Origin of the sequence: Bacillus sp. CCNWLW194, assembly GCF_037120585.1 — a bacterium.
GTDB classification, from domain to species: domain Bacteria; phylum Bacillota; class Bacilli; order Bacillales; family Bacillaceae_G; genus Bacillus_A; species Bacillus_A basilensis.
This window is the reverse complement of sequence record NZ_JBBBBL010000001.1, coordinates 560798-574220: the sequence shown is the minus strand read 5'-3', so window position 1 is coordinate 574220 and position 13423 is coordinate 560798. Positions and strand designations below refer to the sequence as shown.

Genomic DNA, 13423 nt, shown 5'->3' with positions numbered 1-13423 from the left:
TCACTTGTAGTAAATTGTAGCATAGAAAGCACTACGTATAAATGTTAATGGATAAACCTTCCATAAAACAAGAGACAAACTATTTTTTAGCATCTGAACTCTCAAAAAATAGTTTGTCTGCGGTCTGAGAGATTCTTATAGATCTCTTCTTAAGCATAATCTTTGGTTACCATTAATGATGTAGGGTTTTGAAGACTTTTTGAACGTAAACGATAGGCAACGATTTTCTTCTTATATTGCTTTATTACATCAATGTGTTCCTCATAGCTATACAGAGAAAACCTAATCTCTTTATTCCCTTTCTTCGTATTAATAACAATTGGTATGCCTTCCCCGTACGGTGGAAAATAATGTTTATCTAAAAATAAAGCCTCATTAAATTCATGAATAACTTGTAATTTCATTTCTCCCTCTATATTTTTTCCCTCTATCGATATAGAGGTATTCTCCGCCTCAAGCTTTTGATGCAATTCAAATCTACTAATAATTGATTCTACAACAGAAGTGGGCATACTAGAAACTAATACTTTAATAGCTCCAAAAATAAATAATGTAACTATAAACCATGTTGTCATTTTCATCATCTCCATTACATTTTAAAATATAAATTTCGTTCCATACGGTATGACTATACTAATAAGTATTCCGGTTACAATCATCGTCACCGAACCGATCGTCGCTTCTTTCTCGCCTTCCTTCACGAGACGGCTCACACCGATAATATGTGAGGCGCAACCCATTCCCACTCCTTTTCCAATCGTGCTCGTTATACGGAAAAACTTAAGTACCGTTGGTCCGATAATAGCACCTGTGATTCCTGCAACAACTACAAAACTAGAAGTCATAGATGGAATACCACCAATTTGATCCGCTAATGAAATAGCAATAGGCATCGTCGCTAATTGCGGGAGTGTTGTTAATATGAGTTCCTTATCTATATTCAACATCTCACCAACCACTACATTCATACTCGTTAAAGCCACTATACCTACCGCTACACCGATAAGTATCGAAAAAAAGTTTTTCATAAGTATTTTTCGCTCTTTAAATAAAGGTATCGCTAACGCTACAATTGCAGGACTCAATAAACCGGAAAGAATGTCTCCCCCATTTTCCCTATACTCACGATGAGAAATATCAAAAGTCAGAAATAAACAAATCATAATTGCCGTAACTGTTAACACTGGTAATGTAAATGGAAACGGAAATTTTTTATATAACTTTGTCGCCAATACATACATTACTACAGTAATAATAATGAAGACCATTTGCATCGTACACCTTGTCGATTTTATTTTTTTGATGTTACTAATAATTGACTTATATACCCTGAAACAATCAAAGTCACTACTGTACTTACTACTACTAAAAGGAATATACTACTCCCCTTACTGAAAAGAAAAGACCCGTTTTCCATCAGCCCTGTTGTCGAAGGAATTAGAAATAACGGTAAAAATACTATTAATTTTTCCGCACCTTCCTCAAACCACTTTAATGGTACAATACGAGTAGAAAGGAGTAGAAACAGCATTAACATCCCTATTAAACTTCCTGGCATTGATAGATGGAACACTCCCTGAATCCACGTACCAACTAAGCTAAATACATATAACACGCCTACTTGAAGTAAAAGCGTCACGTACTTCATTTCTTTTCCTCATTTCAATATTACGCATCACTATTATGAAATTTCATTTAACGTTTCCGCAAACCTCGTAATTCCCAGTTGAATTTGTTCGACATCTACTCTCCCAAAAGTAAATCGAATATATTCACTCTTAGTACCTAAAACACTTCCTGGGACAAACGCTACACCATTTCGTATAGATTCACCTAATAAATGATATTCATCAAACGTTCCTTGCACTTTGCACCATAAATGTATTCCACCCTCTGGAACAAAAAATTCAACCTGGTCCCCTAATATTTCTTCAAGCTTTCTAATTAACGCATCTCTTTTTTCCTTTAATTGTCCACGAAGCATTGTAATATGAGCATGAAAATCTTCTGATTCTAAAAATTGATTTGCCACCCACTGCGTAAATACGCTATGTCCAAAATCAACTTGCTGCTTCGCATCCGCTAAGCGTTCTATTACACGCGTAGGGCCAATTACCCAACCAATACGTAATCCTGATGCAACAATTTTTGATAATGAACTTACATAAAGAACATTTCCGTTTTGATCCATTGATTTTAATGTTGGATTCACTTCTCCATTAAAAGAAGTTAAACTATACGGATCATCTTCTACAATCGGTATACCAAATTCAGAAGACAACTCTAAAATCTTTTTACGTCTCGCTAATGAAAGCACAGTACCCGTTGGATTTTGATAATCTGGATTTAAAAACACCATACGAATACGATGCTTTTTATGCAAATCAATTAAGTCATCTGGATTCATTCCATGCTGATCTACAGGTAAATGGAATATTTTTAAACCAGCAGATTTAAACATAGGCAATGAGAAACAATACGAAGGGTCCTCAATTGCAATCGCATCGCCAGGTTTTAATAAGCATTGAACGATAAGATTAAGTGCCTGTTGTGCTCCAGATGTAATAAGGATAGAATTTGAATCTGCTTCAATTTGTTTATATTGCTGAACATGTGCTGCAATTGTTTTTCGCAACATTTCATTTCCAAGTGGATGGTCATAACCGAGGTTTTCCATAAATGTTTTCTCCGACAAAATCGTTCGGAATCTATCACTCGGAATTAATTCTGGTGACAATTCACCACTCGCTAAATTAATTAAGTCATCTTTTTGTGTTTCCGTTCTAATTTGTTGAACGAGTGGTACATTAGGTAAGAACGATCCATCCTCAACGTACCTACCCCAGTTCGGTATTCGTTTATGTGAAACACCCCATATGTCTGTATTCACCCTTGTTCCGCTTCCTTTTTGCCGTTCTACTACTCCAAGTGATTTTAATTCTTCATATGCAGCTACTATTGTACTCCGGTTCACCTGTAACTCTTTTGCTAACATACGCTCAGAAGGTAACTTGCTATCAGAAGGAAACTCACCTGAAGAAATACCCCTTTCAATATAATCCGCTATTTGTTTATATACAGGCGTTTTATCTGCACGATTTGGTTTCCATTCCATATAGTTGCCTCCTCTCAAAACTAACTATATTTTACTCACTAGTAACAGTATTGACTGTAATAATAGTATTAATTAATTAATTACATGATTTAAAAATCTTTCTACCGTCATATTAAAGCTGCTCGGTTGTTCTAAATAAGGTAAGTGTCCACTATTTTTAAACTCAATAAAAGTTGTATTTTTCAAACGTCTTTCAAACTCTCTTACATATTTCTTGGGGACAAAATCATCATTTTCCCCTCTTATAATTAAAGCGGAACATGAAATATTCGAAAGAAATGGTCTTTGATCATAATCTACTAACTCAGCAAATAATCTTTGAATATGTACCGGATTAATAAACTGTAAAGATTGATAAAACCCCCTGACAATTACTTCATTATTTGCTACTCCCATCGCCTTCAACAATGTATCCGCCCATGTTTTCCCGTTATCATGTAAGCTAAGTAAATCATATACTTCAAGCCGTTTCTTTCGATCTTCAGGCTCCAAATAGGGAAATGCATTTACAATAATTAAACTAGAAACAAAGTCAGGATATTGAATAGCAAAATCAATACCTACCCTAGCTCCTTTTGAAAGTCCACAAATGACTATTTTTTGTAACTTTAAATAATTGCATAACTCATACAAAACATTTACATATTCTTTAAAGTTAATTTCTAGCCCTTCAGATTTCCCATGACCTGGTAAATTAAGAGAGATTACTGTCCATTTCCCCTTGAAATATTGCCTTTGATATAACCAATTATTTGCGTTTCCTCCAAGGCCGTGTAAAAACAATATGACAGGACCCGACCCTTCTATATTGTAAAAAACCTTTCGATTCTTATATTCAAAATACATATTCATCACCTTCTGCTGTAGCATCACTTATTTTTATCTTTGAATGGATATATCCAAAACGGTTCTCTTTCTAACCACTCGACTGTTTCTGGTACACCATCGTCATACTCTCTTTTCAGTTCCGTTACTTTAGTCGCAAATTGTGATGCATGTGCTTGCAATGCTTCTAGCTTTTTTGGAACATATTCTTTTACTTCATTTTTAAAATGTGGCGGACCTATTTCCACTTCATGATTATTTGAAAAAGCTACCGCATAAAATGTTGGCCTTTTATTTTCAGGAATATTAGATAACGCTTCGACCACCGCTTCTCCTGTTGCATCATGATCTGGATGAACTGCATATCCCGGATAAAAAGAAATGACCAATGAAGGATTCAATTCTTCTACACATTTTTGTATTACACGTCTTAACTCTCCAGGAGTTTCAAATTCAAGAGTTTTATCACGATATCCCATCATACGTAAATCTTTAATCCCTAAAATATTTGTAGCGCTCTTTAGTTCTTTCTCTCTTATAGCATATAACGATTCACGTGTTGCAAAAGGCGGATTTCCCATCGCTCTCCCCATTTCACCTAGCGTTAAACAAACGTAAGTTAAAGGAACGTTCCGCTGAGCGTAAGCCAAAATTGTACCTGCCACGCAATATGACTCATCATCTGGATGCGGAAAAACAATTAAAACGTGGCGTTCATTTTTTATCAAAATCATACTCCTCCATCGTACACAATATTAATCTTTTTCTTTAAAAACTATTAAATCACTACCGCATACCACGTTACTCCAACAAGTAGTACGAAAAGAAGGATAATATAAATAGTTGATAAGTTTTTTACATTTTTCTTTGTAGACTTTCCGTAATTCTCCTCCACATTTCGTGCAACTAGTACGGTCCCAAACAGTGATATAATTACAATAATAACGACTAGTGAAATCGCAAAGCTCATTGTATTTTCACCTCTCTAAGGCTAGTCTATTTTTATTAAGAACTTCCTCTTTAAAACGTTGATAACATACTATCTTTCTTCTCTTATCATAATAGATGTTTGCAAAAAACGGACCAACCACTTTTACGTTTTTTTGCTCATCCACTTTAAAAATAAAAAGCAACTGAACACTTACGATCAGTTGCTTTTTTGCAAGATAAATTATTTTCTTTTTTCATTTGAAATTAATTCGATTTAAAAGTTTAGTCTTTTCATAATGAAACATCGATTGAGATAACTCGAAAATTGTCCCATTTACAAGATACACTGTATTTTCAATAAGAAGCGACGTATTTTATCGCTTCTTACTCTCATCATCTTTATTCTTTTATAAGTGACTTATTCGCTCTTATAACTTCTTGATACAGCAATGGTGACCATTTTTCATTTATGTAGTCTTGAATTATCCAGCCTACTCTTGTAGGGTCCTTTTGTTTTATATGATTTGCAATTTCAGGATTTATATAGGAGGCATAGTAATACGGACTATTCCATGCTGTACCACCAGAAGACAAGCTTGTAAAATTAATATACAGATGATTTAAATCCTCACTATTGTTCATCGTTTCATTTATCGTATCTTTAATAGATTTTACTTTCTCATCATAACTCACTTTATATTTATCTTGTACGGTTACATTTACATTTTGATTTACAGTTGTAGTAAACGTCTCATTATCTGGCCAATAAAAATTATTATATCCTCCAGATTCATTACTACCACTATATCTTTTTAGTAGTACAATTTTCCCACGAGCATCTCCCAATTTTATATTTCCTTCTGTTTTAAAAAAGATAGGATCAACAAAATAACTTTTTTCAAACGTACTACTAAATGAACCTTCTGCCCCTTTCATATCCTCATACTCTTTTTTTAAAGACATAATAATCGTTTCACTTGGGTTATCTTTTAGAAATTGTTTCGCTTCGTTTATGAATTCATGCAGTGTTACATAAAGATATAATGGCCCATGATGAAGAACTATCGTATTATCATCTGTTAAACGTCCTCTTATATCAAAAATTCTAGCTCCATGATTCATTTGGTAACGAAAATCATATTCTTGCGTCATTCCCCATACTTGCTTAATCGGATTTTGCAACTTGAACGTCCCGCTATCATGTGTTCCTGGAATTGAAATTCGTGCTAATGGGATATTATCAGGTATAGGTTGCATCCACTTTGACCAATTTTCAAGCTCATTAACAGAGCTTGCTGCAACTACTTGCTTATCATGTAAAGCAAATACAAATGTGATAAATATCGTACTACATATGAATAATTTCAAAATAAATTTTTTACTGCTCATTATTATTCCTCCTTTTTCTGTTTTATATCATACTTATTGAATATAATATAATCTGGTGAGTAAAAAATAAATAACATTTCATAAGTATGAAATATTGCATAGAAGTAACGTTAAAAAATCATTCACATATCCTGAATTAGAAAAATTTAAAGGAACTTCATCTGAAGTTCCTTTCGTTTACTTTATATTCAATACATATGAACCATCTTTATTCTCATACTTATAGACGTATAAATAATATTTACCTGGCCTTGCATTATAAGTACCTTTAATTACATTTCCTTCATTTTCACCATATGCTACATAGTTATTTAAATCTGATTCATGATGAAGTACCCATGTCATTCCGATATTTTGTTCATTTAGTAGAGAAATATTAATATTTTCTGGTGAGTCAATTTGGAAAGTAAATACATCTACATTATCACTATTATGTAGCGTTCCTTTCACCGGTGTATGAATGTTAACTTTATTTGCCTGTCTAGGCTCATTATTTGGTTCATTTTCTGTTACTTGTAACTCATTCCCACCGTTTGGTTTTCTTTGTCCATACCCTAAGTTTACCAGTATAGACTTCAAATCTGGTAAAACACCAATTTTATCTGAATATGGATCTTTAGATTTTGTTCCTGTGTTGTGGTTGCTTAATATTGCTCTTAGTTCACTCGGTCTATATGGTTTTCCTAAATTTTCTTTAGCAATGCTTTGTACTAAAGTCGCTGCTCCGGCAATAATAGGCGAAGCACTCGACGTGCCACTAAAGCTAGATGTATAAAGATTTACAGCACTTCGACTTTGCTCAGCTGTAGTTGTATCTACATTTTCTCCCCAGCCATACACATCAATACGGCTTCCATAATTCGAAAACCACATACGCTCATGAGGTAAAGATGAGGAGCCCGCTCCTACCATAATTGCACCTGAATCTTTAAAATCTTTACTATTACGATTTAAAATTTGTTTACCATTTCTATCTTTAAATTGATCTAAATCATTCCAACCATTTGCTCCAGCTTCTATAATGACAACACCTTTATCTGTACCAGCACGAATTGCATCAAAGATATCTGGTTGTACCTCAACAGGTAAATATTTATCACCGTATCCATCAAAGGAAGCCTGTGCCTCTAATAATAAAACATCCCCAGCTTCTAACTGATTCACAGCACTTAATATTGCATCAGCTGTATTATACTGTCCGTTATCTCTTATTTGAGAAATCACCTTTGCTTTCGCTTTTGGCGCAATCCCAATATTCCCAACTTTATTGTCCTCAGAGGATACAATTCCTAGTACAGACGTCCCATGACCGACATGTTGATCTATATTTATTCCAGACATTAATTCAATATTTTGATGTACTAAATCCTCATGATTTAATAACCATCCATATTCCATATCAACAAAGGTGACATCGCTTCCCTTACCGCCTTGAACTCCCCAGGCGAAAGGCGCATTAATACCGTATGGTGCTGCTTCAAGATAACCTTGTTTTTCATATCTAGGATTGTTATTCGGATTAAAAGATATACTTAATGGTTGTACCTCCGGTGGTGTTATTTTTTCTTGTTTCTTCATATACACATCTTCTATTAAAGAAGATGTCTTTAACTTATCTACTAGTTCTTCTTCATGCCCACTATTTTGAGTTTGAAGAATATAGTAGTTTAATAAACTTGTAGATACATTATTGGGTGCTTTCACTTCAAGATTTTGTATTTGTTCCGGGCTTACAGATGTGAATAAACGAGTAAATGTTACATCTGGATATTCTGTCAAAAGATCTTTTATTACTTTATCGTTCGTTTGAGATTGTATTTGTTTTTCAATACCATCTTCATATGGAAATTTCAAATCCGCTTTAAATTTTACAATGATTTGCTCATCTGTTTCTTGTTCTATTCCTAATTTACTCTGCTGTTCTATAGAATCAGCATGTACACTATTGACAGTTCCTCCTATTCCTAAAAGTGTTGTAATGATTACAGTTGACGCACACATTTTTTGAAATATTTTCATTACATCAATCCTCCTATTAATAATTATTAATCATTATATTAATCTATAATAATTTTATTTCTATTACGTATTCCCGTTCTACTAAATAGATTATAGTAATCAGAAATATGAACTTCAATGTATTTTCATATGCAATATTTCATATTCGGACTCTACACTACATGAATAAGAAACTTTTGATGATTATTTATTTTATATGTGCTAATATACTTACATTGATATATAGCATATATAAACATTTCAAACTACATTACTTAACAGTTTCACCTTAATTTTTTCTTAGGAGGATTTACAATGAAATTACTAAAAATAAAATATATAATCCCTTTATCTGCGGCTGCAATTACATTCGTATGTGGTCAAAGTACAGCTGAAGCTTCTACCATTCATACAGTAAAAAAGAACGATACACTTTGGGGCATTAGTAAACAATACGGTGTTTCAATACAATCCATTAAACAGGCTAATAATAAAAGAAACGATCAAGCTTTTATTGGCGAACAATTACATATTCCAGGATCCGTGAACTCAAATGAAATCACTGTTCGTCAAAACGCCAAACCTGCGAACATTTCTGGACAAATTATTTATCAAGTACAACCGGGAGATTCATTAGAAACGATAGCAAAGCGTTACAATGTTACCGTTCAATCTATAAAACAAATTAACACTATAGTCGGAAACAAGCTTTATACAGGACAACATTTAAAAATCAACACAAGCATTTCAGAAAAAGAAAAAGACTTAATGGCACGCTTAGTTACTGCTGAAGCAGGTGGCGAATCTTATAAAGGAAAAGTGGCCGTAGCAAAAGTTATCCTAAATCGTGTAAACGCAAAAGGTTTTCCAAATACAATAACAGGCGTTATTTATGAACCTATTAAATATGGATATGCATTTACTCCTGTTACAGATGGAAGAATTAATCATCCTGCAAGCCCAGAAGCAAAAATGGCAGTAGAAGAGGCTATCTCCACAAATGGAATACATTCTGATTGGCTTTATTTCTATAATCCGAAAACATCAACAGACAAATGGATTACGACACGTCAAACAGTAGCAGTAATCGGTAACCACGTCTTCGCTAAATAAGATTTAAAATCATTAACAGACCTATTCACTTAAAAGGTCTGTTTTTTTATATGTAAGATTTTATTAATCATATGACATAGTGATTTTTTAAAACTATTTCTTTTTTCAAATAAAAACATTTGTATTTACTCCACCAGTCGGAGAAATTAAAAAGCATCAAGTTCAAAAACTCCCTCTTTATTAATAAAAGCTATTTCTTAACTTCATAAAATTGTTATACACTAGAAAAATAAAAAACAAACTATTCGTTAGCAGGTGAAAGAATATGTATGATGTTACAATTATCGGCGCTGGAGTAAGTAGCATTTTTATGGCTTATTCACTAGCTAAAAGTAACAAAAAGGTTTTAATTCTTGATAAAGGTAAAGCGCTAGAAGATCGACATTGTCCTTTAGACGAAGGGAAAACATGCAATTGTACTACATGTGATAAATATTTCGGGTTTGGTGGTTTAGGAAAATCTGAAGGGAAATTTAATTATACAAACGGATTTGGCGGAGAACTTGAGCAAAAAGTTGGTAAAGAGGACTTTTTGCAGCTTATGGCTGAAGTAGATGAAATTCTATGTCAATTTGGAGGAAGTTCAGTTCCAAAATATTCTACAGAAAATCCAAATCTCAACAAAAGAGCTGAAGCATGTGGTTTACAAATGCTCACAACAGAAGTAAGGCATCTTGGTACTACACTTTCAAGTGACATATTTCAGCAACTCTACGAATTTTTACTTACGAAAATAAATATACAATTTCATATAGATGTACAACATATTACGAAGCAGAAAGATCACTTTACAATTGAGACAAATGAAGGAACAGTTCAATCTAAGCAACTAGTATTTGCAACTGGGCGTTCCGGAGCGGATTGGTTGAAAGAAATGTGCACTTCTCTAAATATTTCTCAGGAACAAACTCGTGTAGATTTAGGTATTAGAGTAGAGATGAAAGAACACCAATTACGTTCTATATTAAAAGATACATTTGAGACTAAACTTTCTTATGAGCATGAAGGTTTCACAGCAACTACTTACTGTATGAATCCAAAAGGACGTATTATTAGAAAATATGAAGAAGGTTTAGTTATGCCTGACGGTCAAAATTTTCGAGAGAAAGGAACTGGCACACCTAACTTGAATTTCACTTTATTTATTCCGCGCTATTTTTCAACTCTCAAAGAAGCAAATGTATATGCAAGTTCAATTATTAAAAACATTAACCAAGGACGAGATCGAATCGTTATACAGCGCTTAGAGGATTTACTAAATAAACAGCCTACAACAGCGAACGACATGAAACATAACCATATACAGCCTACACTACAAGGAGATTATGGAGACTTGAATACAGAAATTCCTCCATTATATATTGAAGGACTTAAAGAATTTTTATTACGCTTAGAACAATTCATCCAAGAACCGATCGATACAGATACTTTATTATATGGAATTGACGGAAAGTTCTATGCTCCTACGATAAAACTCAATAACCACTTTGAAACCAGTATAAATGGGCTATATTTAGTTGGAGATTGTTCAGGCATCACTCATTCATTATCTCAAGCTGCTGCAAGTGGGCTATATGTTGGAAAATATGTATCTAATATTTAAATTCTTTAATTAAGATACCAATCAAATATTTTAAGGTTCACAACGCTTTATTTATGTACCTTATCCCTCCCCCGCTAACGATTATCCCGCAAAGAATCGGGATTTTATGAGATACATATGTAACATAACTATGTATGTAAAACTATTGACATTCCATTCTAACAAATGGAATGTCAACAGTTTTACAAGTCTCTATTCGTTTCCACTTTCATTTGTTCGATATTTTGTAACATCATCATAGTGTTTAATATGTTAGGATGTCTATAAGTATTTTTTACTACAACTATGACTTTTTCTGTTCTGCTTCTAAAAAATAGATTTGTGCTTTAAAATTCCCCATTGTACGTATGTGAATACTTCATATTATTACCTTTAGAAACCATTAGTTAAATGGTTCATTACACTCTAATAGTTATAAAAATATAATATATAACACAAGTTAAATAAATTGTATAAAGAAGGAGTAAAAATGAAAAATAAAATCAATTTACAAATGCAAAATATAAGCTTTGTTTTAATAATCGCTTTAGCAGTATGGTTAAAAACATATCTTATTACGCGATTCAGTTTTGATTTAAAAATTGAGTCTTCTACACAAGAGCTTATTTTGTTTATTAGCCCACTCGCTACATCATTAGCTTTTGTCGGACTAGCATTATTTGCAACCGGTGAAAAACGAAATTATATCGCGCTATGTATCAATTTCTTATTAACAATTGTTCTCGTTGGGAATGTAATGTTCTATGATTTTTATAGTGATTTCGTTACGTTACCAGTACTTGGACAAACATCAAACTTCGGCCAATTAGGCGGCAGTATTATAGAAATATTGAACTACAAAATTATTCTCGCATTCGTAGACATTATTTTCTTCTTTATTTTATTAAAGAAGAAGTCACTAGTCTTCCAAACAGGACGTGTAACTCATTCGGCACGCTTGTTATATTTTCTCTTAACAATTGGTGTATTTTCTGCAAATCTACATCTTGCAGAAAAAGAACGACCTGAACTATTAACGAGATCATTCGACCGAGTCATGCTTGTTAAAAATTTAGGAATATACACTCATCAAGTATATGACTTAACACTGCAAGTAAAAGCAGGATCACAAAAAGCACTTGCTGATAGTAGCAAATTACAAGAAACAGAAAACTATGTAAAGGTAAACCAAAGTGAACCAAACCCTAATATGTTTGGTGCAGCGAAAGGAAAAAACGTAATTGTCGTTACTCTTGAATCCTTGCAAACCTTTTTAATAGGTACATCAGTCAATGGCCAAGAAGTTACGCCATTCTTGAATGAATTCATAAATGAAAGCTATTACTTTGATAATTTTTTCCATCAAACTGGACAAGGAAAAACATCCGATTCTGAATTTCTCATCGATACGTCGTTGTATCCATTAAATCGAGGAGCTGTATTCTTCACACACGGTAACAACGATTATACTGCGACTCCAGAAATTTTACGTCAGCAAGGTTATTTCACTTCTGTATTCCATGCGAATAACGCAACATTTTGGAATCGTAATATCATGTACTCTGCTCTCGGTTATGATCGTTACTATAATGAACTTGATTACAAAATTACGCCTGAAACAAATTTAAATTGGGGCTTAAAAGATATCGAATACTTTGAACAATCAGTAGATATATTAAAAACTGTTAATCAACCATTTTACGCTCGTTTCCTTACTCTAACAAACCATTATCCATTTACGTATGATGAAGATACAAAATTCATTGAACCATACAACTCTGGTAATGGCGTATTTGATCGTTATATCGTAACAGCACGTTACTTAGACGAATCAATTAAAAAATTTATTGAGCGTTTGAAAGCCGAGGGAATGTATGATGATTCTATTATTGTTTTATATGGTGATCATTATGGCATTTCTGAAAAACATAATCGCGCAATGGCACAGTTTTTAGAAAAAGATCAAATAACAGAATTTGACACTTTAAATTTACAACGCACACCTTTATATATTCATATCCCTGGACAGACAGAAGGTCAAACTATTGCAAAGCCTACGGGGCAAATTGATATGAAACCTACTATTCTAAATTTATTAGGAATTGATACTACGAACGATATTCGTTTTGGTCATGATATGTTTTCAGATGAATATACTGGCTTTGTTGTTTTACGTGATGGTAGCTTCGTTACAGACAAGTATGCTTACAAAAACAATATTTTCTATGACCGCATAACAGGTGAAATTGTAAATTTACCAAAGAAAGAAGCGCAAGCACTCATTAACCGTGCACAAAATGAATTACGAATGTCTGACAAAATTATTGAAGGCGATTTATTACGTTTCTCAGAAAGTAATAAAATTAAAACTGGCGAAGTACAAACTAAAATTAAAGAAATAGAAAAATAATCTAAATATAAAAAGGGAGCAACTCATTACAGTTGCTCCCTTTTATTCTCTTATAACACAT

General features: G+C 33.2%; 12 protein-coding genes and 1 pseudogene. 3 read left to right on the top strand and 10 right to left on the bottom strand.

Features of this window, described 5'->3' with window-relative positions; genetic code table 11:
* Nucleotides 1–149: 149 nt before the first annotated feature.
* From V7S50_RS03080 to V7S50_RS03035, 10 genes and pseudogenes are all read right to left on the bottom strand, one after another.
* Complete coding sequence (locus V7S50_RS03080; protein WP_242251980.1) at nt 150–575, bottom strand: YfmQ family protein; 426 nt, start codon at nt 573–575, stop codon at nt 150–152.
* Nucleotides 576–596: 21 nt separating this feature from the next.
* Nucleotides 597–1268 carry an LrgB family protein gene (locus V7S50_RS03075; RefSeq protein ID WP_242251981.1) on the bottom strand — a complete coding sequence of 224 codons (672 nt, stop codon included), beginning with the start codon at nt 1266–1268 and terminating at the stop codon, nt 597–599.
* Nucleotides 1269–1291: 23 nt separating this feature from the next.
* Nucleotides 1292–1648 (bottom strand): CidA/LrgA family holin-like protein, encoded by a 357-nt coding sequence (locus tag V7S50_RS03070; protein WP_242251982.1) that lies wholly within the window; start codon nt 1646–1648, stop codon nt 1292–1294.
* Between the two features lie 33 nt (nt 1649–1681).
* Entirely contained in the window at nt 1682–3115 is a 1434-nt protein-coding gene (gene pdxR / locus V7S50_RS03065; protein ID WP_242251983.1) for a MocR-like pyridoxine biosynthesis transcription factor PdxR, read from the bottom strand.
* Nucleotides 3116–3187: 72 nt separating this feature from the next.
* On the bottom strand, nt 3188–3961 hold the full coding sequence (locus V7S50_RS03060) for an alpha/beta fold hydrolase (protein ID WP_336375958.1): 774 nt from the start codon (nt 3959–3961) through the stop codon (nt 3188–3190).
* A 23-nt stretch (nt 3962–3984) separates the two neighbouring features.
* Nucleotides 3985–4665 carry a bacillithiol biosynthesis deacetylase BshB2 gene (gene bshB2, locus V7S50_RS03055; protein ID WP_242252296.1) on the bottom strand — a complete coding sequence of 227 codons (681 nt, stop codon included), beginning with the start codon at nt 4663–4665 and terminating at the stop codon, nt 3985–3987.
* Between the two features lie 53 nt (nt 4666–4718).
* Complete coding sequence (locus V7S50_RS03050; protein ID WP_242251986.1) at nt 4719–4910, bottom strand: hypothetical protein; 192 nt, start codon at nt 4908–4910, stop codon at nt 4719–4721.
* 214 nt (nt 4911–5124) lie between these two features.
* Nucleotides 5125–5238, bottom strand: a pseudogene (locus V7S50_RS03045) (GntR family transcriptional regulator); the annotation flags it as partial.
* Nucleotides 5239–5269: 31 nt separating this feature from the next.
* Nucleotides 5270–6259: a phosphatidylinositol diacylglycerol-lyase gene (plcA, locus tag V7S50_RS03040; protein WP_242251988.1), complete on the bottom strand. Its 990-nt coding sequence runs from the start codon at nt 6257–6259 to the stop codon at nt 5270–5272.
* Nucleotides 6260–6436: 177 nt separating this feature from the next.
* Entirely contained in the window at nt 6437–8278 is a 1842-nt protein-coding gene (locus V7S50_RS03035; RefSeq protein ID WP_242251990.1) for a S8 family peptidase, read from the bottom strand.
* Between the two features lie 294 nt (nt 8279–8572).
* Between V7S50_RS03035 and V7S50_RS03030 the strand changes: the two genes are divergently transcribed.
* The 3 genes from V7S50_RS03030 to V7S50_RS03020 all read left to right on the top strand — a co-directional run bounded on the left by V7S50_RS03030 (nt 8573) and on the right by V7S50_RS03020 (nt 13362).
* On the top strand, nt 8573–9370 hold the full coding sequence (locus tag V7S50_RS03030; RefSeq protein WP_242251991.1) for a cell wall hydrolase: 798 nt from the start codon (nt 8573–8575) through the stop codon (nt 9368–9370).
* A 265-nt stretch (nt 9371–9635) separates the two neighbouring features.
* Nucleotides 9636–10973 carry an NAD(P)/FAD-dependent oxidoreductase gene (locus tag V7S50_RS03025; protein WP_242251993.1) on the top strand — a complete coding sequence of 446 codons (1338 nt, stop codon included), beginning with the start codon at nt 9636–9638 and terminating at the stop codon, nt 10971–10973.
* A gap of 469 nt (nt 10974–11442) precedes the next feature.
* On the top strand, nt 11443–13362 hold the full coding sequence (locus V7S50_RS03020) for an LTA synthase family protein (protein WP_242251995.1): 1920 nt from the start codon (nt 11443–11445) through the stop codon (nt 13360–13362).
* Nucleotides 13363–13423: the final 61 nt, after the last annotated feature.

Coding starts and splice junctions, on each gene's coding strand:
- V7S50_RS03080 (WP_242251980.1), bottom strand. CDS start 575: ATGACAACATGGTTTATAGTTACATTATTTATTTTTGGAGCTATTAAA.
- V7S50_RS03075 (WP_242251981.1), bottom strand. CDS start 1,268: ATGGTCTTCATTATTATTACTGTAGTAATGTATGTATTGGCGACAAAG.
- V7S50_RS03070 (WP_242251982.1), bottom strand. CDS start 1,648: ATGAAGTACGTGACGCTTTTACTTCAAGTAGGCGTGTTATATGTATTT.
- pdxR (WP_242251983.1), bottom strand. CDS start 3,115: ATGGAATGGAAACCAAATCGTGCAGATAAAACGCCTGTATATAAACAA.
- V7S50_RS03060 (WP_336375958.1), bottom strand. CDS start 3,961: ATGTATTTTGAATATAAGAATCGAAAGGTTTTTTACAATATAGAAGGG.
- V7S50_RS03050 (WP_242251986.1), bottom strand. CDS start 4,910: ATGAGCTTTGCGATTTCACTAGTCGTTATTATTGTAATTATATCACTG.
- plcA (WP_242251988.1), bottom strand. CDS start 6,259: ATGAGCAGTAAAAAATTTATTTTGAAATTATTCATATGTAGTACGATA.
- V7S50_RS03035 (WP_242251990.1), bottom strand. CDS start 8,278: ATGAAAATATTTCAAAAAATGTGTGCGTCAACTGTAATCATTACAACA.
- V7S50_RS03030 (WP_242251991.1), top strand. CDS start 8,573: ATGAAATTACTAAAAATAAAATATATAATCCCTTTATCTGCGGCTGCA.
- V7S50_RS03025 (WP_242251993.1), top strand. CDS start 9,636: ATGTATGATGTTACAATTATCGGCGCTGGAGTAAGTAGCATTTTTATG.
- V7S50_RS03020 (WP_242251995.1), top strand. CDS start 11,443: ATGAAAAATAAAATCAATTTACAAATGCAAAATATAAGCTTTGTTTTA.